General features: G+C 69.2%; 25 protein-coding genes and 1 pseudogene. 9 read left to right on the top strand and 17 right to left on the bottom strand.

Going from position 1 to position 21203, the window contains the following annotated elements; genetic code table 11:
* Positions 1–105: 105 nt before the first annotated feature.
* From CFP71_RS33410 to CFP71_RS33385, 6 genes are all read right to left on the bottom strand, one after another.
* On the bottom strand, positions 106–1026 hold the full coding sequence (locus CFP71_RS33410; protein WP_093937935.1) for a DUF4349 domain-containing protein: 921 nt from the start codon (positions 1024–1026) through the stop codon (positions 106–108).
* A 68-nt stretch (positions 1027–1094) separates the two neighbouring features.
* Positions 1095–1610, bottom strand: a complete 516-nt coding sequence (locus CFP71_RS33405) for a type III secretion system chaperone family protein (protein WP_093937934.1) — start codon at positions 1608–1610, stop codon at positions 1095–1097.
* Positions 1607–2911, bottom strand: a complete 1305-nt coding sequence (gene mshA / locus CFP71_RS33400; protein WP_167406360.1) for a D-inositol-3-phosphate glycosyltransferase — start codon at positions 2909–2911, stop codon at positions 1607–1609. Before mshA ends, CFP71_RS33405 begins: the two co-directional genes overlap by 4 nt.
* Before the next feature lie 21 nt (positions 2912–2932).
* Positions 2933–3745, bottom strand: a complete 813-nt coding sequence (locus CFP71_RS33395) for an alpha/beta fold hydrolase (RefSeq protein ID WP_093937933.1) — start codon at positions 3743–3745, stop codon at positions 2933–2935.
* A 115-nt stretch (positions 3746–3860) separates the two neighbouring features.
* Positions 3861–5039: a L,D-transpeptidase gene (locus CFP71_RS33390; protein ID WP_093937932.1), complete on the bottom strand. Its 1179-nt coding sequence runs from the start codon at positions 5037–5039 to the stop codon at positions 3861–3863.
* 221 nt (positions 5040–5260) lie between these two features.
* Positions 5261–6325: a UDP-N-acetylmuramate dehydrogenase gene (locus CFP71_RS33385; RefSeq protein WP_093937931.1), complete on the bottom strand. Its 1065-nt coding sequence runs from the start codon at positions 6323–6325 to the stop codon at positions 5261–5263.
* Between the two features lie 26 nt (positions 6326–6351).
* Between CFP71_RS33385 and CFP71_RS33380 the strand changes: the two genes are divergently transcribed.
* From CFP71_RS33380 to CFP71_RS33360, 5 genes are all read left to right on the top strand, one after another.
* Positions 6352–6849 carry a DUF2505 domain-containing protein gene (locus CFP71_RS33380; RefSeq protein WP_093937930.1) on the top strand — a complete coding sequence of 166 codons (498 nt, stop codon included), beginning with the start codon at positions 6352–6354 and terminating at the stop codon, positions 6847–6849.
* On the top strand, positions 6831–7646 hold the full coding sequence (locus tag CFP71_RS33375) for an SAM-dependent methyltransferase (RefSeq protein WP_093937929.1): 816 nt from the start codon (positions 6831–6833) through the stop codon (positions 7644–7646). The genes CFP71_RS33380 and CFP71_RS33375 overlap by 19 nt, the downstream gene beginning before the upstream one ends.
* 66 nt (positions 7647–7712) lie before the next feature.
* Positions 7713–8372: a DedA family protein gene (locus tag CFP71_RS33370; protein ID WP_093937928.1), complete on the top strand. Its 660-nt coding sequence runs from the start codon at positions 7713–7715 to the stop codon at positions 8370–8372.
* Complete coding sequence (gene purU / locus CFP71_RS33365) at positions 8350–9234, top strand: formyltetrahydrofolate deformylase (protein ID WP_208636087.1); 885 nt, start codon at positions 8350–8352, stop codon at positions 9232–9234. Before CFP71_RS33370 ends, purU begins: the two co-directional genes overlap by 23 nt.
* Positions 9235–9250: 16 nt before the next feature.
* Entirely contained in the window at positions 9251–9880 is a 630-nt protein-coding gene (locus CFP71_RS33360) for a pyridoxamine 5'-phosphate oxidase family protein (RefSeq protein ID WP_093937926.1), read from the top strand.
* An 88-nt stretch (positions 9881–9968) separates the two neighbouring features.
* On the opposite strand, the gene CFP71_RS33355 is transcribed toward CFP71_RS33360, so the two are convergent.
* The 3 genes from CFP71_RS33355 to CFP71_RS33345 form a co-directional block, all read right to left on the bottom strand.
* Positions 9969–10967, bottom strand: a complete 999-nt coding sequence (locus CFP71_RS33355) for an NADP-dependent oxidoreductase (RefSeq protein ID WP_167406359.1) — start codon at positions 10965–10967, stop codon at positions 9969–9971.
* 100 nt (positions 10968–11067) lie between these two features.
* On the bottom strand, positions 11068–11502 hold the full coding sequence (locus CFP71_RS33350) for an SRPBCC family protein (RefSeq protein WP_093937924.1): 435 nt from the start codon (positions 11500–11502) through the stop codon (positions 11068–11070).
* A 151-nt stretch (positions 11503–11653) separates the two neighbouring features.
* Positions 11654–12574, bottom strand: coding sequence for an ABC transporter substrate-binding protein (locus CFP71_RS33345; protein ID WP_093937942.1), 921 nt, complete (start codon positions 12572–12574; stop codon positions 11654–11656).
* A gap of 149 nt (positions 12575–12723) precedes the next feature.
* On the opposite strand from CFP71_RS33345, the gene CFP71_RS33340 reads away from it, so the two are divergent.
* Entirely contained in the window at positions 12724–13410 is a 687-nt protein-coding gene (locus CFP71_RS33340; protein WP_167406362.1) for an ABC transporter permease, read from the top strand.
* A complete protein-coding gene (locus CFP71_RS33335) occupies positions 13407–14123 on the top strand; it encodes an ABC transporter permease (protein WP_093937941.1) in 717 nt (238 codons plus the stop codon). The genes CFP71_RS33340 and CFP71_RS33335 overlap by 4 nt, the downstream gene beginning before the upstream one ends.
* On the opposite strand, the pseudogene CFP71_RS33330 reads toward CFP71_RS33335, so the two are convergent.
* The 5 genes and pseudogenes from CFP71_RS33330 to CFP71_RS33310 form a co-directional block, all read right to left on the bottom strand.
* A pseudogene (locus CFP71_RS33330) lies at positions 14123–15553 on the bottom strand (aromatic amino acid lyase); the annotation flags it as partial. The gene CFP71_RS33335 and the pseudogene CFP71_RS33330 overlap by 1 nt on opposite strands.
* A complete protein-coding gene (locus CFP71_RS33325; protein ID WP_093937921.1) occupies positions 15550–16104 on the bottom strand; it encodes a YbaK/EbsC family protein in 555 nt (184 codons plus the stop codon). The pseudogene CFP71_RS33330 and the gene CFP71_RS33325, both read right to left, overlap by 4 nt.
* A gap of 13 nt (positions 16105–16117) precedes the next feature.
* On the bottom strand, positions 16118–16411 hold the full coding sequence (locus CFP71_RS33320; protein ID WP_093937920.1) for a DUF2516 family protein: 294 nt from the start codon (positions 16409–16411) through the stop codon (positions 16118–16120).
* A gap of 85 nt (positions 16412–16496) precedes the next feature.
* Positions 16497–17174, bottom strand: a complete 678-nt coding sequence (locus CFP71_RS33315; protein ID WP_093937919.1) for a hypothetical protein — start codon at positions 17172–17174, stop codon at positions 16497–16499.
* Positions 17171–17593 (bottom strand): helix-turn-helix domain-containing protein, encoded by a 423-nt coding sequence (locus CFP71_RS33310; protein ID WP_093937940.1) that lies wholly within the window; start codon positions 17591–17593, stop codon positions 17171–17173. Before CFP71_RS33310 ends, CFP71_RS33315 begins: the two co-directional genes overlap by 4 nt.
* 151 nt (positions 17594–17744) lie before the next feature.
* Here CFP71_RS33310 and CFP71_RS33305 point away from each other — a divergent pair, with 151 nt between their 5' ends.
* The gene (locus CFP71_RS33305) at positions 17745–18875 is read left to right on the top strand and encodes a methyltransferase domain-containing protein (protein ID WP_093937918.1); all 1131 of its coding nucleotides are present in this window, start codon (positions 17745–17747) and stop codon (positions 18873–18875) included.
* Here the strand turns inward: CFP71_RS33305 and CFP71_RS33300 are convergent.
* Genes CFP71_RS33300 through CFP71_RS33290 form a run of 3 tightly spaced genes read right to left on the bottom strand, consistent with a single transcriptional unit; the run spans position 18840 to position 20278 of the window.
* Positions 18840–19496, bottom strand: coding sequence for an AAA family ATPase (locus tag CFP71_RS33300; protein WP_093937917.1), 657 nt, complete (start codon positions 19494–19496; stop codon positions 18840–18842). The genes CFP71_RS33305 and CFP71_RS33300 overlap by 36 nt on opposite strands.
* A gap of 2 nt (positions 19497–19498) precedes the next feature.
* Entirely contained in the window at positions 19499–19876 is a 378-nt protein-coding gene (locus tag CFP71_RS33295; protein WP_093937916.1) for a TFIIB-type zinc ribbon-containing protein, read from the bottom strand.
* A 33-nt stretch (positions 19877–19909) separates the two neighbouring features.
* On the bottom strand, positions 19910–20278 hold the full coding sequence (locus CFP71_RS33290; protein ID WP_093937915.1) for a VOC family protein: 369 nt from the start codon (positions 20276–20278) through the stop codon (positions 19910–19912).
* 60 nt (positions 20279–20338) lie between these two features.
* On the opposite strand from CFP71_RS33290, the gene CFP71_RS33285 reads away from it, so the two are divergent.
* Positions 20339–20839 (top strand): CGNR zinc finger domain-containing protein, encoded by a 501-nt coding sequence (locus CFP71_RS33285; protein WP_093937914.1) that lies wholly within the window; start codon positions 20339–20341, stop codon positions 20837–20839.
* Positions 20840–21203: the final 364 nt, after the last annotated feature.

The raw sequence follows: 21203 nt of genomic DNA, 5'->3' as shown, positions 1-21203 counted from the left end.
ATCGCGACTCCCCCTCCCTCGAGCCGTCCCGCCTGTTCATCTTCCGGGGGATTCAGCCCCGAACACGCGTCGCCGCGAGTGGTGAGCATGTCGGCTCACTCGACCTCAGTCCAGCGGGGGCGCGGACGGCAGATCCGAAGCGGTCGCCATCGCCGGTTCCGCCGGACGACGCCGCTTGCGCAGCCACCACACCAGCACCGCCGCGGGAACCCCGAAGACCAGCAGGAAGGGCGCCATCGCGCCGATCACGGTCAGCAGGCCGCCGCCGAAGGTCAGGAACGCGTCCCAGCCATTCGCCAGGCCGCCGAAGAACCCGTTGCGGGATTCCTCCTCCGCCACGACCGTCTCCGCCTTCACCTGCAGCGAGATCGTCGACATGGCGACACTTCCAGCCAGGCTTTCGCGCCGCTTCTGAAGCGACTCGAGTTCGGCCTCGCGGCTCGTCAGCTCGCTCTCCACGGACGCGATCTCCGAGACCGACGTCGCCCTCGCGAGCAGCGCGCGGATGCGCTCGACGCTCGCCCGCTGAGTGGCCAGCCGCGAGTCGACGTCGACCATCTGCTCGGTCACGTCCGTGGCGGTGACCTCCCGCTTGACCTGCTTCCCGAGCTTCCCCAGCTGGTCCAGCACGCCATCGAGGCGTTCGGACGGCACGACGACGTTGACCGACGCCCGCTTCTCCTGGGTGCTCTCCTGCCCGGTGTAGCCGGCGGCGCCCTGGGTGATGACGCGGACCTGCGAGATCACGTCGGCGACGTTCGGCGCGGTGAGCTCCAGGCTCGCCGTGCGCACGAGCTTGCGGTCGGCGATCCCCGGCTGCCCCACCGGCGCTTTCTCCGAACCCGCCTTGCCCGCGCTGTCGCCGCTTTCCTTGTTGGGCGCGCCCTGATTCGGCACCGCCTGCTTGCCGCCGGCCGTCGCCGGCATCGAGGCGGATTCGCTGTAAGGCTCGCTCGCCGAACAGCCCGCCAGTGTCAGCACCAGCGCGGCCCCGGCGACGGCCACCCATCTCAATCGCTTGTACATCGGAACCTTCTCCCTCCAGTACTGCGGAGAGAGACGGAGCCGGATTCAGCGCGGTTGCACCATCCGGGTCACGAGTCGGTCAAGGCTCCGGGTTCGTGACCGTTCGCGGGCTCGACGAGATGTTTGAACGCCTGCAGGTTCGCCAGCGACTCTCCACGCGAGACCCGCCAGTCCCATTCGCGTTTGATCGACTCGGCGAACCCGAGTTCCAGCAGCGTGTTGAAATCGCCGTCGGCGGCTTCCAGCACCTGCCCGAGGATCTTGTCCAATTCGGACTCGGTCACCGTGTCCAGGCCGAATTTGCCGACCAGGTAGATGTCGCCCATGGCGTCCACCGTGTAATGCACGCCGTACAGCTTCGCGTTGCGGCGCAACAGAAAACGATAAACGTCCTCATGGGACTCATCGGGGCGGCGGCAGACGAACGCTTCGACGGCGAAGGCGTGATCCCCGGCGACCAGCCAGCAGTTGGTCTGCAGCTTCTTGGTACCCGGCAACGTGACGAAGTACCTTCCCTCGCCACGCCTGTCGTATTCCAGGCCCGCACTGTCCAAAGAGGACCGCAAGGTCTCGTCGAGCGTCAAACCGCCACCTCCGCGCGCTGTTCGAGGGCACGCCGGAACGCGCCGGTCGCCTGAGCGTACGTGTCCAGCAGCCGGTCCGTCGTACGGCTCCAGGAGAAACGCCGCGCGTGGACGACGGCGTTGGCCGAAAGCTCGGCGCGCCAACCGGGCCGCAACGCGACGTTCGCGAGCGCGCCCGCCCAGTCCTTCGGATCGTGCGAAGGCACCAGCAGCCCGGAAACACCATGCGGGACCGCGACCGGCAGCCCGCCGACCTCGGCCGCGATCACCGGCGTCCCGCAGGCCTGCGCTTCGAGCGCGACCAGCCCGAACGACTCGTTGTAGCTCGGCACGGCGACGAGGTCGGCCGCGCGGTAGACGTTGACCAGCGACCGGCCCGGCTGCGGCGGCATGAACCGGGTCTGCTCCTCGATCCCGAGGGAGACGGCCAGCTCACGCAGGGCCTGCGGCTGCTCCAGCCCGGTCCCGGACGGGCCGCCGACGATCAGCACGACCAGCCGCGACGCCAGCTCCGGCCGTTCGCGCAGCATCTCGGCGGCGGCCAGCAGGAGGACGTCCGGCGCCTTCAACGGCTGGATCCGGCCCGCGAAGGCCAGCACGATCGCATCCTGCGGCAGGCCCAGCGCCCGGCGCGCGGCCGACCGGGAGCCGGGGGTGAAGCGGTCGAGATCCACCCCGGGCGGGATGGCGTGCACGGCGCGCGGATCGGCGTCGTACAGCTCGATCAGCTCGCGGGCCTCGACGCGGGTGTTCGCGACCAGGCAGTCCGCCTCGTCGACGACCTGCTGCTCGCCGATCACGCGCGTGCGCGGCTCGGGGGTGTCACCCTCGGCGAGCGCGGCGTTCTTGACCTTGGCCAGGGTGTGCGCGGTGTGCACCAGCGGCACGCCCCAGCGGTCGCGGGCGAGCCAGCCCGCCTGGCCGGACAGCCAGTAGTGCGAATGGATGAGGTCGTAGTAGCCCGGCTCGTGGAACGCCTCGGCCCGCAGCACCCCGGCGGTGAACGCGCACAGCTGCGCCGGCAGCTCGTCGCGTCCCAGCGGCTCGAACGGCCCGGCCGGGATGTGCCGGACCAGGACGCCGGGCGCCAATTCGGCGACCGGGGGCTGGTCCGAGGACGTCGCCCGCGTGAACACCTCGACCTCGACGCCGCGGCGGGCCATCTCGGTGGCCGTCTGGCTCACGTAGACGTTCATCCCGCCGGCGTCACCGGTCCCCGGCTGTTCCAGCGGAGAGGTGTGCAACGACAACACCGCGACGCGCCTAGGCGCGGCGTCGAACCCGTGCAGAGGGATCGTCACCTGGTCAACACTCCTGAAGTCCTACTGATCGGCGAACCCGCGCAGCAGATCACCGAACTCGTCCGCCGCTTCGGCGAACGGCAGATGCCCCACCTCAGGTAACCAACGCACGACGGCACCCGGAATCTTCCCGGCCGCGTATTCCGCCGACGTCGGATCGATCACAGCGTCCGCGAGACCATGGACGATCAGCGCCGGTTTGTCCAGATTGCGAAGAACGTCCCCGCTCCCGACGTCGCGCCGGAAGAGCGCGGAGCGCACCGCGGGCGGGGTCGAGAGGCAGGCGCCGAGCAACGACTGGGCGAGCGTCCCGGACACCGGGCCGGCGGTCATCCGCTCGCTGAACTGCACCAACGCCGGAATCGCGACCGAAGGATCATCCGACAGCACCGCCGGGATGGCCTCGCGCATGGCGGGGCCGACCTTGCCGCCGGGACGGTTCTTGCCGATTTCTGTGATCGCGCCCACAAGAACGACGCCGCCGAGCCGTGCGGAACCGTGCACGCGGAGGTAGTCCGTGATGACCAGACCGCCGTAGGACCAGCCGACGACGATCGCGTCTTCACCGGCGAAGTCGAGGACGGAGGCGAGGTCTTCGGCCCAGACGCGCGGATCGTCGTAGCCGGCGGAGGGCACTTCGGAGTCGCCGTGCCCGCGCAGGTCCATCGCGACCAGGCGGAACCGCTCGCTGAGCGAGGGGTCCGCCAGCTGCGGCGCCCAGGCGCGGCCCGACTGGGCCCAGCCGTGCACGAACACGATCGGACGGGTGTTCTCGGCGCCCTCGACCCACAGGCCGATACGAGTCCCGCCGTAGCCGACTACCTCGGTCTTCATGCCTGCACTTTATGGGCTGGGGCAGGTGATCCCCGCGTTTCGTCCTCTGAATGCGGTAGTTGCACGCGCAAGGACCGCATCCAGAGGACGAAACGCGGGGATCACGGGGCGACGGCTACTTGATCGCGGACAGGGCCTTCCACGACTTCCAGTCGTAGAACCAGTTCTTGACGTCCGATTTGGTCGGACTGCCCAGTTTGGAGCCGGTGATCTCGACCGGGTCGCCGATCAGCGCCGAGTCGAAGTACTTCTTCGCGTCCGCTTCGAGCAAGTTCACGCAGCCGTGCGAGGTGTTGGCCTTGCCGATGTTCGACGCGTTGTCCTGGTTCTCGTGGATGTACTCGCCGTTGTTCGAGATCCGGCAGGCCCACTTCTTGTTGACGTTGGTGTAGCCGTAGCGCGCGTTGTCGAACCGCGCCGTCGGCTCCTTCGTCATCACGATGAACGTGCCGTTGGGGGTGTTCCGCTGGACGTCGCCGTCGAGCCCGTTCGAGCACGGGTAGCTCGCCGACTCCGCGCCGCCGCGGTAGACCTTCATCGTGTGGTCCGGGGTGTTGACCTTGACCACCTGGTTGCGGCCGATCTTGAACTTGGTGGTGACGTCGGCCTTGCCGTACGCGCCGCCGCCGAGCGCGACGCCGTAGAGCTTCGCCTCGACGTTGACCGTGATGTTGGCGGGCCAGTACTCCTTGGGCCGCCAGTCGACCTGGGTGTCGGACAGCCAGCCCCACGATCCCTCGACGTCCTTGTCGGTCTTGACCTTGAGCGCCTTCTCGGCGGCCGCCTTGTCCTTGACCGGGGACGCGAACTTCACGCTGATCGGCATCGCGACGCCGACCTCGGCGTTGTCGGCCGGGTTCAGCGTGGCGCGGACCTCCTTGGCGGGCTTGAGCGTGGTGAAGCTGCCCTTGAGCTCGGCGGTCTTGTTGTCGCTGCCGGTGGCCTTCGCGGCGTAGGTGTACGTCTTGCCGTAGCCGAGGGCCTCGGAGCTGGTCCAGGTGAGCCCGTCCGCGGACAGCTCGCCCTTGACCTCCTTGCCGCCGTCGCCGGTGACCTTGACCTCGGTGAGCTTGCCGTCGGCGACCTTCACGACGACCGGGGTCACCACGGGGGCGTCCTTGGCGTCGGCGGCGGGTTCGGCGGTGATCTTGGCTACCGGAGCGGCTTCCTGTTCCCCGCCACCGCTGCTGCCCTCCGGCTTGGCGTTGCCGCCTTCTTCGCTGGAGCAGGCAGCGGCCAGCATGGCCGCCCCCGCGGCGAGCGCGGCCTTGAACACCGTGCGCCGTTCGATCACCGTGTACCTCCCATGAAGATCCCCGCCCCACGCGAGCGTTACCCGCTCAGCGCTGGGGACCTCTCCGACGTTACCCGCGGCGGCGGAACTCACCCGCGCCACTCACGGGAATAGACGCACGGGGGTGGTGTGGGGTTGTTCACCTCTTCGCATTTCGTCCTCTGAATGCGGTAGTTCGTGTCGCCGACTACCGCATTCAGAGGACGAAATGCGGGGGTGGGCTAAAGCGAGCAGTTGATGAGCAGAGGCTCCGGGTGCAGCGAAACACCGAAGCGGGCCTCGACGCCGTCGCGCACTTCGCGCGCCAGAGCGAGCAGATCCTCAGTGGACGCCTTACCCCGGTTGGTGAGCGCGAGCGTGTGCTTCGTCGACAGCGAGACCCGGCCGCCGGGCCCTTCATGGCCCTTCCCGAATCCCGCCCGCTCGATCAGCCACGCCGCGGACAGCTTCGTGCCGCCGGGCGCCGGGTACTGCGGCACGCGCACGTCCTCGCCGACGACGTCGACGATCCCCGCCAGCACCTTCGCCAGCTGCGCCTCCCCGATGATCGGGTTGGTGAAGAAGGAGCCCGCGCTCCAGGTGTCGTGGTCGTCCGCGTCCAGGACCATGCCCTTGCCGCGACGCAGCCCGAGGACCGCTTCGCGTGCTTCGGCCGCCGGGACCCGGTCGCCGATCTCGACGCCGAGCGTGCGGGCGAGTTCGGCGTAGCGGATCGGAGCCGAGAGGCCGTCTTCGTTGACCTTGAAGCGCACTGTGAGCACTACGCCCGCGTCGGTCCCCTTCAGGATCGACGTGCGGTAGCCGAAGCCGAGCTCTTCCGCGGTCAGCGTGCGGACCTCGCGGTCGGCGCGGTCGTAGAGGTCGACCGAGACCAGGGACTCAGCCACCTCGCAGCCGTACGCGCCGACGTTCTGGATCGGCGTCGCACCGACCGAACCGGGGATCCCGGAGAGACATTCGAGCCCCCCGACGCCCTCGGAGACCAGCTCCGCGACGAACTCGTCCCAGTTCTGCCCGGCCGCGACCTCGACGAGATCTCCGTCACGTGTCCAGCCGGTGTTGCCGACCTTCAGCACCGCGCCCTCGAAGCCGCCGTCGGCGACGACCAGGTTCGAGCCACCGCCGAGCAGCAGCACCGGCTCGCCCGCGTCGTCGGCTTCGCGAACCGCGTCGACCAGGGCCTGCACGGTCTTCGCCTCGGCATAACGCCGCGCCGGGCCGCCGAGGCGCAGCGTGGTGTGGTCGGCGAGGGCGGCGTGCTGGGTGGGAGTTTCGGCAGTGCTCACGCCCGTGAACGGTACTGTCTGGCGCCATGGCCTCCCGTATCGAGCACCGCTCAGCGTTCTCCGCAGACCTCGCGACCACGTTCGACGCGGTCGCCGGCGAGGCCGCGCTGCGGGCCAGGCTGGAGCAGATCGGCGGTGACGACGCGGAACTCCTGGAGTACGTCCCCACCGAGGACGGCGTGCGCTACAAGCTGCGTCAGGGCATCAGCTCGGACAAGCTCCCGTCGGCTGTGCGGACCCTGCACCGGGGCGACCTGATCGTCGAGCGCGAGCAGACCTGGAAGACCTCCGGAGCCGGCTACACCGGCACCGCGACGGCTTCGGTTTCGGGCGTGCCGGGCGAGATCACCGCGAAGACGTCCCTGACCGGCGAAGGTGAGCGGACGACGCTGGTGAACAGCGGCGAGGTCAAGGTGCGGATCCCGTTCGTCGGCGGGAAGCTGGAGGGCGTGATCGCCGAACAGGTCACCAAACTGCTGGAGCGCGAGGCGGAATTCGTCGCGAAGTGGCTGGCCGAGCGCTGAAGCCGGTCGGGGCACCGACACGCGGGACGACCAACCCGAACAGGCTGCGCCGCGTCGACCGATGGCTCGCGAGCGACCCGGCCGTGACGCGGCTGCTTCGCCGCGCGGACGAACCACTGGTGGTCGACCTCGGCTACGGAGCCTCCCCGGTGACCACCGTGGAGATGGCGCGGTGGCTGCGGTCCGTCCGCCGCGACGTCCGCGTGCTGGGCCTGGAAATCGACGCGGAACGGGTCGCCGTCGCGCAAACGCGCGTCGACAAGCCGTGGCTGGACTTCCGGCGCGGCGGCTTCGAACTCGCCGGGACACGGCCGGTACTGGTGCGCGCGTTCAATGTGCTGCGGCAGTACGACGAAGCCGAGGTCCCGGGGGCCTGGTCGCTGATGCTGGACGCGATGGCGCCGGACGGGCTCCTGGTCGAGGGCACCTGCGACGAGATCGGGCGGCTGAGCACCTGGGTCGCGGTCGGTCACGACGGACCGCGCACGCTCACCCTGTCGGTCCATCTCGGCAGCCTGGAACGTCCGTCCACAGTGGCCGAACGGCTGCCCAAGGCGCTCATCCACCGCAACGTTCCCGGCGAACGGGTCCACGAACTACTGTCCGCCCTGGACGTCTGCTGGGCGACGGCGGCGCCGCACCAGAACTTCGGCGTCCGCGCCCGGTGGACGCATACCGTGCACCTGCTCACCGGCCGGGGCTGGCCGGTGCTGAACCGGCCCTCGCGCTGGCGGCTCGGCGAGCTGACCGTGCCGTGGTCCGCCGTCGCGCCGAGTGACCGCGGACTGGTCCCTTAGCGGGAATTCATCGGCAGCACCCCACTCCGTCACCCCGTAGCGACCTGCGGTGATCACCATGGAACCGTGGAACTGCTGGAGTACGTCACCGAACTGCTTCGGGGCACCCTGGGATCACCCTGGCTGTGGGTGATCGTGTTCCTCGTGTCCGGGTTGGACGCGCTCCTGCCGTTCATGCCGAGCGAGACGACGGTCATCACCGTCGCCGTCCTGATCGGCCCGGACTTCCCCCGGCTGGCGCTGCTCGCGCTGGTCGCCGCGCTCGGGGCCTGGGTGGGCGACTGCCTCGGCTACACCGTCGGCGCCGCCGCGGGCCCGCGGGCGCTCGCCCGCCTGCAACGCGGTCCGGACGGGGTCCGGCGCTACGAATGGGCGAAGATCCAGGTGCGGCGCAACGCCGTCCTGCTGATCCTCGCCGCCCGCTACCTACCCGGCGGCCGCGTCGCGAGCGGTCTCGCCAACGGCAGTCTCGGCTACCCGCCGCGCAAATTCGTCCTGCTCGACGCCCTCGGCGCGAGCATCTGGGCGGTGTACAGCGTCCTGATCGGTCTCGTCGGCGGAGCGGCCTTCGCGAACGAACCGGAGAAGGGTCTTCTGCTGTCCTTCGCGCTCGGCCTGCTGCTGGTCGCGGCGATCGAGATCGGGCGGCGGGTCCGCGTCCGCATCCTGACCCGGCGCCGCGCGGCGGCCGGGACCGGCGACAATGGCTTGTGTGTCGAACCCTGAACGTCGCTATGTGATCTCCTTCGGCTGCCCCGACCGCACCGGCATCATCGCCCGGATCTCGGGCTTCCTCGCCGAGCACGGCGGCTGGATCGTCGAAGCGGCGTATCACACGGACCCCGACACCGGCTGGTTCTTCACCCGCCAGGTCGTCCGCGCCGACTCGCTCCCGTTCGACGCCACCGAACTCCGCACGCGCTTCGCCGAGGTCGCGAAGTCGCTTTCGGCCGAGTCGAGCTGGCAGGTCAGCGACACGGGTGAGCGACGTCGCGCCGTGATCCTCGTCTCCAAGGCCGGGCACTGTCTTTACGACCTTCTGGGCCGCGTCGCGTCCGGGGAACTGGACGTCGACGTCGCCGCGGTCATCGGGAACCACGCGTCGCTGGGCGACATCACCCGTGCCCACGGCATCCCGTTCCACCACGTCCCGTTCCCCGCCGGCGACGCCGCGGCGAAGGCGGACGCTTTCGCCGAGGTGCGGAAACTGGTCGACGAGCACGACCCGCACGCCGTCGTGCTCGCCCGGTTCATGCAGGTCCTGCCCGCGGAACTGTGCGAGGCCTGGGCCGGGCGGGCGCTCAACATCCACCACAGCTTCCTGCCGTCGTTCGTCGGCGCGCGGCCGTATCACCAGGCCCACGCGCGCGGGGTGAAGCTCATCGGCGCGACCTGCCACTACGTCACCGCCGACCTCGACGCGGGCCCGATCGTCGACCAGGACGTCATCCGCGTCGACCACGGCGACTCGGTCGAGGACATGGTCCGCAAGGGCCGCGACATCGAGAAGGTGACGCTGGCGCGCGGGCTGCGGTGGCACCTGGAGGGGCGCGTGCTGGTGCACGGTAACCGAACCGTCGTCTTCTGATGGTTCACTGAGGGTCATGGGGACTTCGGAGATCAAAACGATCGAGACGCTCGACGCGCTGCGTGAGCACCTGGGCCACCCGGCCGAGCGGACGCGGGGGAAGATCATCCCCTTCATCGACCAGCACGCTCGCACGCTGATCGAGCACTCGCCGTTCTACCTGCTGGCGACGGCGTCGTCCGACGGGACCTGTGACGTCTCCCCGCGCGGCGACCCGGCGGGGTCGGTGAAGGTGCTCGACGACAACACCCTGGTGCTGGCGGACCGGCCGGGCAACAAACTGCTCGACAGCCAGACCAACATCATCGAAAACCGGCACGCCGGACTGCTGTTCCTCGTGCCGGGCATGAACGAGACGCTGCGGATCAACGGCCGCGCGAAGCTGGTCGCGGACGCGCCGTTCTTCGACGACCTCGTGGTCAAGGGAAAGCGGCCCGCGCTGGCGATCCTGGTCGAGGTCGAAGAGCTGTACATGCACTGCGCCAAGGCTTTCCTGCGGTCCTCGCTGTGGAAGCCGGACACCTGGCCGGAGCGCTCCAGCCTGCCGACGGCGGGGCAGATCTTCCGGGACCAGATGAAGCTGGACGTCACGGCCGAGGCTTTGGACGCCGCGCTGACCGAAGGCGCCCTCACCACGCAGTACTGAGCGCCTCGCGAAGTGTCATGAGGGGTCCCCATAGGACACTTTTCGTCCTATGGGGACCCCTCATGACATCCGGCACGCGGGGAGCGGGTCAGACGCGGACCAGCATCTTGCCGGTGTTCGCCCCGTCCAGCAGGTCCAGGAAGGCCTGCGGCGCGTTGCGGATACCGTCCACAATGGTCTCGGAGTACTTGAGCTCGCCGGAGGACACCAGCGGCGCGACCTCCTTGACGAACTGCGGCTGGAGCGCGAAGTGGTCGCCCACGAGCATGCCGCGCATGGTGAACCGCTTCGCGATGATCGACGCGAGATTGCGCGGTGCCGCGGCCGGTTCGGTGTTGTTGTAGACCGAGATCATCCCGCAGATCGCCATCCGGCCGTGCAGGTTGATCGAGTCGATGGCCGCTTCGAGGTGCTCGCCGCCGACGTTGTCGAAGTACACGTCGATGCCTTCGGGCGCCGCCGCGCGCAGCTGCTCGACGACCGGGGCGTCCTTGTAGTTGAACGCCGCGTCGAAGCCCAGTTCGTCGGTCAGCCACTTGACCTTGTCGTCCGTGCCCGCGCTGCCGATGACCCGCTTCGCGCCCTTCAGCTTCGCGAGCTGACCGACGACGGACCCGACGGCGCCCGCCGCGCCGGACACGAAGACGGTGTCGCCCTCCTTGAACTCCGCGACGTCGAGCAGCCCGGCGTACGCGGTGAGCCCGGTCATGCCGAGGACACCGAGGTACGCCGTGACCGGCGCGGCCTCGGGGTCGACCTTCACCGCGTGCTTGGCGTCGACGACGGCGTGCGAACGCCAGCCGAGGCCGTGCAGCACGATGTCGCCCGGCCGGAAACCGTCCACGGTGGACTCGAGCACTTCACCGACGGCGCCGCCGTGCATGACCTTGCCGACCTCGTACGGCTCGGCGTAGGACTTCGCGCTGCTCATCCGGCCGCGCATGTACGGATCCACGCTCAGCACCTGGTTGCGGACCAGGATCTGACCATCGCCCGGCACCGGGATCTCGACGTCGGCGATCTCGAAATTCTCCAGCGTCGGGACACCGTGCGGACGGGAGGCGAGCCGGATCTCGGTTGCGTTCACGAGGTAACTCCAAAGTCTGTAGCCGAAGCGGGGCGATCGCCCCGTATCCATGCCGGGTACAACGGGCTAACCGGGGCGACCATTCCGATTGTGGTGAGCGCTACACGACCTCGGCGAGCTTGCCGAGCACTCCCTCGTAGATCCGCTTGAGCCCACCGGGCGCGAAGGTCTTCTCGAAGAAGCCGCCGATTCCGCCCGCGCCGTCCCAGGACGTCTCGATGCGGACGAGGCTGCCGTCCGGCACCTCACGCACGGTCCACGTGGTGACCATGCTGGAGTTCGCGTCGGTCTCGACGAGAGTGCCTTCCGACGGCTCGGTGACCGTCGCGGCGACGTCGCGCACACGCTTCGACGTCGCCTGCAGCTTCCAGCTCGCCTTCGTTCCCGCGCCGACGCCGCCTTCGGTGACCTCGTAGTCGCGGTAGTGCTCTGTCAGCAGCTTCGGTCGGGTTTCGGCGTAGTCCGCGACGAGCGCCCTGACCTTGTCCGCCGGCGCTTCGATGGTGCGCTCCGCGATGGCCGTGACCTTTCCCATCCCACTCCCTTTCACCCGTGTTGCAAGACAGCGTCCACGATTCCACCGCTGCCCGCGAGGGGAACGAGCGGCCCCGCCCTGCCCAAGTACATGAAGGCCCCCTTCCTGTACCTAGGCGCAAGGAAGGGGGCCTTCATGTACTTCAGCCGGCTCAGATGAGGGACTTCTCCTTCAGCCAGTCCTTCGCGACGTCGGCGGGCTTCTCGCCGTCCGAGTCGACGCGCTTGTTCAGCTCACGCAGCTGCACGGTGTCGAGGGCCTTGCTCACGGCGTTGACGGCGGCCGCGAAGTCGGCGCCGCGTTCGTCGAGGACCTTCTTGTTCACCGCGGGAACGACGTTCTCGGTCGGCACGATCGCGAGGTCGTCCTCCAGCGCCACGAACTGCGGGTCGCCGACGAGCGGGCTCACCGAGTCGACGGGGATGACGGTGACCTTGCCGGACCGCAGCTGCTCGACGCGGGGGCCGGCCTCCTGCACGGTCTGGAAAGTGGCCTTCAGCTTGTAGACGTCCGTGAAGCCCTTGAAGCAGGGAAGCCGCTTCTCGCACTCCGGCCCGCCCGCGACGATGACGTTGTCGACCTTCGACAGGTCGCTGATCTTCGCGAGGCCCTTCTCCTTGGCTAGGTCGGCCTTCACGATGTAGGTGTTCTTGTCCTCCGCCGGCGAGTAGTCCAGCAGACCGATGCCGTCGGCCTCGAACAGCTTCTTGAGCTGTTCGTGTTCGCCCGCCGCGTCCTTCGCGGCGTCCTTGCCGAAGCCGGTGGTGATGGCGGCGCCCTGGTACTCCGGGATGAACTGGAGTTCGCCGGACTTCAGCGCCGGGTAGATCAGCTCGCGCGAACCGAGGTTCAGCTTGCGGGTGATCGGATAGCCCTTGGCCTCCAAGGCGTTCGCGTACAGCTCGGCCAGGATCAGGCTGTCGGTGAAGTTGAAGGAGGCGACGACGATGGGCGCCCCGCCCTTGCTCTGCGCGGCCGGGGCCGCCGCGTCGTCGCCACCCCCACAGGCGGTCATACCGAGGACGGCGGCGGCGAGCACCGCGCCCACTCGAACATTCCGTGTCCAGCGCACGTGCACACTCCTATGACTCGTTCAGAGGAATGGACAGTATCTCCGGGTCACGACAGAATCCACATTTTGAGAGTTCCGCCCCGTGCGCTCCCAGAGAACGGAATCGGGCCGCCCGAACGGGGTAAGGTCGGCCGGTGCGAGCATCCTCCGTGTTCCCCGTACCCGCCCAGGGCGGGCGGCCGCTGTTCGAGTGGCGGTGGGTGGACCGCAACCTCGACGAGATCTTCGAGCGGCTCGGCGAGCACGTCACGCTCACCGCGGCGGCGCTCGCCATCGGACTGGTGGTGTCGATCGGTGTTTCCGTGGTTTCGCTGCGTCGCCGGTGGTTCTACGCCCTCGCGCTGGGCGCGGCCGGTTCGCTGTACGTCATCCCGAGCCTCGGCGCCTTCGCCGTACTGGTGCCCTTCACCGGCCTGACGTCCTTCACCACCGCGGTCATCCCGCTGGCGACGTACACGTTGCTGATCCTCATCCGCAACATCGTCACCGGCGTCGAGCAGGTACCCAAGGAAGTCCGCGAAGCCGCGATAGGCATGGGTTTCACGCGCGCGCGGTTGCTGTGGCAGGTCGAACTGCCGCTCGCGCTGCCGGTGGTGATCGCGGGCCTGCGCGTCGCGGCGGTGACCACGATCGGGCTCGTGACGGTGACTTCCATGCTCGGCAAGGGCGGCCTCGGGTACTTCATCCGCAACGGGATCCAGACCGCGACGCCGAACCCGACGTCGATCATCGTCGGCGTCGGGCTTTCCGTGGTGCTCGCCGTGGTCGTGGATCTGCTGCTGTGGCTCGGTGGGCGCGCGCTCGCGCCGTGGTCGCGGAAGGCGGCGTCGCGATGAGCATCATCGATCAGACCATCGAGTGGTTCGGCGAACCGAACCGCTGGAGCTGGAGCGATCCGGCGGGCGTGCCGTACCGGACCGTCGAGCACCTTCAGTTCTCGTTGCTGGCGCTGGTGATCTCGGCCGTGCTGACGATCCCGCCCGCGTTGTGGCTCGCGCACTACCGCCGCGCGCAGTTCCTCGCGACGAGCGCGGTGAACATCGGCCGCGCGATCCCCAGCTTCGGGCTGGTGATCCTGTTCTGGTTCCTGGCTTCGCGGCTCGAGGTCGACACGACGTTCTGGCCGCTGATGCTCGCACTAGTGGCCTTGGCACTGCCGCCGTTGTTCACGAACACCTACGCGGGCGTCATCCAGCTGGAGCAGGAAACCGTCGACGCCGCGCGCGGAACCGGCTACCGTGAGTGGCAGATCATGCTGCGCCTGGAATTGCCGCTCGCGTCGCCTGTCATCCTCGCGGGTGCGCGCGTCGCGTTCCTGCAACTGGTGGCGACCGTCGCGATCGGCGCGATCGTCAACGACGGCGGCGGACTCGGACGGTACATTGTGGACGGTTTCGCGCTCGGGGATCCCGGCCACGGCGAGATTCTGGCGGGCGGTATCGCCGTCGTCGCACTGGCTTTGGTGTGCGAGGGCGTTTTCGCGCTCATCACGCGTTGGGTGACCCCGCGCGGGCTGGCGATCCAGTCCCGCGCGGAGGCCCAAGCCTAGGTGAGGGTCGTCAAGTCGTTGAAGTACGAATCCCTCAGTACCGCGACGAGAGCGGTCACTTCGGGCCCCAGCGGCCGGTCCACCGCGACCGGCGGCACCAGCCCGCGCAGCCAGTCGTAGGCGGCCCGAAGCCAAGGTGAACCGTCACCCTGAGCCAGCCATCTCGCCTGCGATCCGGCGATCAGCTCGCAGGCGGTGATGGCGAACATCCGCGCGCACGCGTCCCGGAGCTGGTTCCCCGCCGCCCAGGCGAAGGCCTGCACGTCCTCCTGCCCGGCGGAAGTGTCGACGGAGCCCAGCGTCGCCGGCGTGGCCAGCCGCCGCAACGCGTGCAGCTCCCCCACCGCGCGTTTGTGCAGCGGCACCAGTCCAGCCTGCGGCCCCGGCTCCACCGCGAGTTGCGCGGGCAGCCCACTGAACCGCTCGTCGAGCAACCGGTGCATCCGCTGCACGCTCACTTCGCCGAGGTGCGCCAGCGCCGCCGTCACCGCGTCCATCCGGAGGCCGAGTTCGACAGCGTGGAAACCCGTCGTGGACACGAACCCGCCGTCGAGGAACGCGGGCGAATCGGTCGGCGTCGAGCGCCGCAGGACGTCGCCCAGCTCGCCGTTGACCCGCGTCAGATGGGCGATCGCCCGCGGCGCGACCCGGACGGAAACCGGTGCTTGGACGACGTCCGGGCGCACCGTCGAGCCGTCGAGCAGACCGCCGAGCTCGAACAGCACCGACTCCAGCACCCGGTCGTCGCCCGCCAGCGCCGGGCGGTAGATCGCCTGCGGCGCACCGAGAACGTCGATCGCGATCGCGGCGGCCAGCGTCTGCAGATCCACCACCTGCTGGACCTCGGTACGGGCGAAGGCCGCGAAAGTCTCGGCCAGCGGTGAGCCCTGGATCAGGGTCGCGCCCTCCTTGAGACCCGGCTCGTACGGCTTCGCCAGCACCTCCGACGCGGCCGTCTCGACGCCGTCCACCAGCACGGTCCCGACACCGAGAAAGGTCTGGAAGGCATGCGCCAGCGGGATGATCTCGCCGGCGCTGCCCAGCCCCGTCCTCGGCACGGCGGGGGTGAACCCTTCGTTCAGCCTGTCGACGAGGAACGTCACCAGCTCCGGGCTCGCGCCCGCCTCCGGGGCGAGCAGATCCCGCAGGCGCACCAGCAGGAGCCAGCGCACCTCCGCGGGCGAAAGCCAGGGCGGGCCGCCGACGGCGCGGCCGATCAGCAGATTCCGCTGGTGCGCGGCGGACGCGTCCACCGCGACCCCGGCGAGCCGCCCCATGCCGGTGTTCACGCCGTAGACGGGACGTTCGGTCAGCGCGTCGAGGACGCGGGCGCGGTTTTCACCGACCCTCGCCAGCAGCGCGGGATCGACTTCGAGGAAATCCGCCTCGAACGCCGAAGCCAGTACGAAGTCCTTTGTGGACAGTCTCACTCGACGGGGCGCGCGAGGTCTTCGATCACCTCGGCACCGGGAAGCGAGGCGAGCGCCGCGCCCGAGATCAGCAGTTTGCTGCCGCGGATCCCGCTGCCGATGATCAATTCGGGCTCGTCGGCGACGCGCCGGTCGATCAGGATCGGCCACGAGTCGGGCAGCCCGACGGGCGTGATGCCGCCGTACTCCATGCCGGTGATCGAGACGGCCTCGTCCATCGGGGCGAAGGACGCTTTGCGGACGTCGAGACGGCGTTTGATCACACCGTTCACGTCGGCGCGGGTGGTGGCGAGGATCAGGGCGGCGGCGAAGCGGACTTCACCGGCGCGCTTGCCGGCGACCACGACACAGTTCGCGGACGCGGAAAGCGGGGAACCGTACGCCTCGCAGAAGGCGGCGGTGTCGGCCAGTTCGGCGTCGATCTCGGCGACGCCGAGGGCATCGGGATCGGACAGGGCGGCGAGGGCCTTGGCGACGGGCTCGGCGAGCAGGTCCGTGCGCGAGGGGGCGGGGACGACGGTGAGGCTTCCGGCGATGGTCCAGTCAGTCACACGCCCACCATAATCACCAGTTGCGGCCGCCGCGTTGCACCTCGATGAGCTTGGGGCGGACGTCCACGAGGTAGACCAGGACCGCGACCAGCGCGGGCAGCCACAGGATCATGCCGCCGCCGTAGAACTCGAACAGGACCATCACGACGGTGGACCCGCCGGTGATGAGCATCCAGATGGGTTTGGTCTTGCGATCCGCGGCGGAATAGGCATCCGAGCGCTGACGCAGCGCATGCACGAAAGCGAACAGCCCCGTCAGTGCGCCGGCCCAATGGATGGCGATGAGGATCCAGGTGGCAACGAGCACGAAGTCAGCTTACGTCAAACCGGGCGAATGACCCGGGCCCCTGGCACCGAAGCGGTGCCAGGGGCGGGCGAGTTCGCGCGGACCTTTACTTCTCGGTCGTCTTCGGCGCGGTGGCCGGCTTCTTGGCGGCCGGGCTGGTGGTGGTGCGGCGCGCGGCCGGGGAGGTGGTCTTCGGCGCGGTCTTGTTGGCGACCTTGCGCGAAGCCGAGCGGGTCTCGTGCGCGAGGTCGTCGCCGATCTCCTCGACCTCGTCGGCGATCTCGCCGGCGACCTCGGTCACCTTGCGGGCGGTCTTCTCGCCCACCGAGCGGGTGCCCTTGGTGACCTTGCCGAGCACGGTGTCGAGGCGCTCACGGGCGTCGGTGGTCACGTCCTCGACGCGGTCCTGCGCGGTGCTCAGCGCCTCTTCGAGCTGCTCGATGGTCTTCTTGACCTGCGGCTGCGCGGCGAACTTGTCCCACGCCTGCTCACCGGTCTCGGCCAGCTTGTTGTACAGCTTCAGCGCGGCTTCGGTGTACTCGTCGATGACCTTGCGCAGCTCGGCCGGGTCCAGCTTCTCGCGGAGGCCCTCGACGTCGTGCGGGAGCTCCTCGATGTTCTTGCGGGCGGCCTCGCCGCTCTCGACGACGCGCTCCTTCGCCTTCGACACGGCGTCGACGACGGCCTGGCCCGCCAGGTTGCCGGCGCCGAGGGCGGCCAGCAGCGGGGTGCGGACCTGGTCGAGGGCGGTGTGCTTGCGTTCGGTCTTGGTGGCCGTGGTCATGCTGACTCCTTGGATTCGTCGGCTGGGTCTTCGGGTTTCGCGTCCGCCGCCTGCGTCGTCGATGCCGGCTTCGCGGCGGCGTTCTCGCGGCGGAACGATTCGTAGACGTCGAGCAGGACCTGCTTCTGCCGTTCGGTCAGCTCGGTGTCGGCGCGGATCGCGTCGCCGACCGGGCCGCCCGTGGGCAGATCGAGGATTCCCGCTTGCACGTAGAGCGCCTCGGCCGAGATTCGCAGGCCTTTGGCGATCTGCTGGAGGATCTCCGCGCTGGGTTTGCGGACCCCGCGCTCGATCTGACTCAGGTACGGATTGGACACTCCGGCGAGTTTCGACAGCTGCCGCAAGGAGATCTTCGCGTTGCTGCGCTGCTGCCGGATGTACTCGCCGATGTCGGAAGCGATGTCCGCGACCTTCTCCATCGGTCCGCCCGATGCGGGCTGATCCCGGTTGGTGTCTGTCATCGGTCACCTCCTCGCGACGTCTTCAACGCTACGCGCGAGTGCTAGCTATTGCAAGCACTCTGCTTGCAACCATCGGGTGTGTCGGTGCTCACCCGGCTACCGTGGAGGGATGTCGAACGCGACGCGGCTGCGGCGGCGCCTGGTCGAGCATCTGCTCGGCGAGGGAGTGCTGCACGACGCGCGCTGGATGACCGCTTTCCGCACCGTGCCGCGGCACGTCTTCCTGCCGCGCTTCTTCGTCCCGGCGGCGAACGGCTGGGCCGCGATGGAGAGCGGCGACGACGAGTGGCTCGCCCGCGTCTATTCCCCTGAGGTGCTGGTCGTCCAGCTCGACGACGATTCCGGGCTCTGGGAACGGGCGCGCTACCTCGGCGCGCAGCCGGGGACGCCGACGAGTTCGTCCAGCCAGCCGACGATCATGGCGATCATGCTCGAAGAGCTCCGGGTCGCCGACGGGAACCGCGTCCTGGAGATCGGCACGGGCACCGGCTACAACGCCGCCCTGCTCTGCCAGCGGCTCGGCTCGGGGCTCGTGTACACAGTGGACATCGACCCGGAACTGGTCGACGCCGCGCGCAAGCGGCTCGCGGAAGCCGGGTATGCGCCTTCGTGCGCCGCGGCCGACGGCGCCCAGGGCTTCCCGGCCGGCGTGCTCTACGACCGGGTGATCTGCACGTGCTCGGTGTCGTCGATCCCGCCCGCCTGGCTGGAACAAACGGTCCCGGGCGGACTGATCGTCACCACCCTGAACCGGCCGATCGGCGGCGGGCTGGTCCGGATCGTCGCGGGCGAAGGCGCGACGGGCCATGGACGGGTGCTGGCGCGCGACGGCCGCTTCATGCCGCTGCGCGCGCACCGCTTCAAGCCGTCGAAAGTGCCGGAGGGCGACCTCGTCTGGCGGCCGACCCGGCTGCCGATGGGAGTGATCACGGAAGTCCGCAGCCGCTTCGAGTTCTTCGCCGGCCTTCAGCTCCCGGGCGCGACGGCCACGCGGGACGGCCGGCGCGCCGCGCTGGTCCATCCGGACGGCTCATGGGTGCGCCATCGGCAGGCGGGTAGCGAGTTCGAAGTGGCCGAAGGCGGCCCGCGGCGACTGTGGGAGACCGTCGAGCACGCCTACGAGGAATGGCTGGACCTCGGTCAGCCGTGGCGGGACCGGTTCGGGCTCAGCCTAGACGGCGAGAACCAGGTGATCTGGCTGGATTCACCCGACGGCCGCACTTGGCCCTTGTGTCCTTGAAAGCAGGCTTCGCACCCACGTCTCGACGTGCTCGACAGCGGCGTCGACCGGGATGTGGGTGGTGTCGAACAGCTCGACCGGCGGATCCATCGAGGGCGCTTCCCGGCGCAGCCACTCGTTGAACTCCAGCATCTCCTCGACCCGCTCCTCGTCCCACTCGCGCCAGGCGGGCCGCGCCAGCAAACGCTTGCGCAGCGCTTCGGGCTCGCTGACGAGCGCCAGATAGTGGATGTCGGAGAAGAAGACGCGCTCGGGCAGCCGTTCGAACTCGGGTGGCGCGACGGTGCCGCAGAGCACGACCGGACGGCCGTTCTGGTGCAGCATCGCCGCCATCCGCAGCCAGGTCGAGCGGAACGCGGGATGGCCGGGGACGTCGTCGCGCAACGCCCCGGTCCACAGCACGTCCTGCTCGACCACGAGCGCGAGGTCGCCGAGCCGCCGGGCCAGCAGCGGCCCGACCGTCGACTTGCCCGCCCCGCTCGGCCCGGTCAGCGCGAACAGCGGGAGCCGCCGGAACGGCCACCGGTGCGCGCATTCCGCGCACACCAGCAGCCCGCTCTCGACGTGTGGCCGTTCGGCGCGATCACCGCAGGCCGGGCAGATCTTGAGATCGAGGACCACGGTCAGTCGAACAGGCCCTCGAGGAAGCCGCCCTTGCGACGCTTGCCGTGGTGGCCATACCCGTGCGGGGAATCCGCGTAGCCGCCGCGGTACCCCTTGGGCGAGTCGGCGTAACCGCCCCGGTAGCCCTTCGGGGAGTCGGCGTACCCGCCGCGATGCGGCCGCGGGGAGTCCGGACGGCCGTAGTGCGGCGCCGGCGCGTGCCCACCTCCCTGATACGGCGGGGGCTGGTGGCCGCCGTAGTACGAGTTCTCGGCACCGGCGATGGCTTCCAGCTCACCCCTGTCCAGGAAGATGCCGCGGCATCCCTGGCACTGGTCGATGTGGATGCCGTTCTTGTCGACGGTCTTCATGACGTTCTGGCACTTCGGACAAATCACGTATCAGAGATTACGCATTTTTCGCGTCCGAGGTCAGCAGGCGCACAGACAAAACGGATGCCCGGCCGGATCCGCGTACACCCGGAACGTCTCCGGAGAGTCGTCGAGCAGCTTCGCGCCGATGGCCAGCGCGCGCTCGTGAGCGGCCTCCATGTCGGTGACGTCGAGATCGACGTGCGCCTGCTGCGGGTTCTCGGCGGACGGCCACGCGGGCGGGCGATAGTCCGGCACCCGCTGGAACGAGAACCGCGCGCCGCCCTGCGGGTTCCGCAGAGTCACCCAATGGCCGTCTTCGGCGACTTCGCCCGCCTTCCAGTCGAGCAGTTCGCGGTAGAACTCCGCCAGCGCGACCGGGTCCGGGCAGTCGAGGGCCACCGCGCCGAAGGTCGGTACCGCACCCATGGTTCAGCCTCCAGAATGATCGAGTAACCAGTGAAGCGAGTATGCGGGTTATCGGAGCCGATGACAACAGGTCTCGCCCGTACACTGTGCGAGGTGAACACCGACGCGTCCCTGGTGGTCGAGTTTTTGAACACGGTGAACGTCGAACGCGGCACCGACCTCTTGGACGATCTGGAGACCTGGCAACGCTGGGCGCGAGATCACCGGCTGCGGGCGGATACCCCCGCGGCCGCGCGCGAAACCCGGGACGCGCTGCGGGCGGCGATCGGCGACCCGCGGCTGCCCCGGCTCGGCCTGCGCGCGCCGGCGGAGATCGTCCTCGGCCCGGAAGGCCCGCTCCTCGTCGCGGAGACGGTCAGCGAAGCGGTGATGGCGGCGTCCACCCGGCTGACCGTGCTCGGCGAGTGGATCCGGCTCAAGATCTGCCCGGCGGACGACTGCCTGTGGGCGTTCTACGACGAATCGCGCAACCGGTCGAGGACGTGGTGCTCGATGCGGGCTTGCGGGAACCGGGAGAAGGCGCGGGCCTGGCGGGCACGGACGGCGGACGTCTCGACCTGATCCGCGGGACTCGCGTGCCGTCACCTACTTGCGGCGGTGAGGGCTGAAGGGGCCCTTCACCTCGTCGCACGCGGCGAAGGGCGCTTTCCCCGCATGGCATGCGGGGAAAGCGCCCTTCAGCCCTATCCGAACCGGAGGCGGCGATGGGTGGTCGTGAGTGGCAAGTCGGGTTGGTGCGGACCGCCATTTACCGACCTACGCCTGAGCTGCGCGAGGGTAGCGGTCCCGCTGCTGCCAGGCTCGACGATGCGGGAATTGGGACGTTGAACGTCCCAATTCCCGCATCGTCGCAGGGCGCCCCGGCCTCGGACCTTGATCAACGGAAGATCCGGGACACTCAACGTCCCGATCTTCCGTTGATCAA

Origin of the sequence: Amycolatopsis thailandensis (genome assembly GCF_002234405.1) — a bacterium.
Taxonomy (GTDB): Bacteria; Actinomycetota; Actinomycetes; order Mycobacteriales; family Pseudonocardiaceae; genus Amycolatopsis; species Amycolatopsis thailandensis.
Note: the sequence above shows the minus strand (reverse complement) of the source record. Positions and strands in the feature narration are given on the sequence as shown.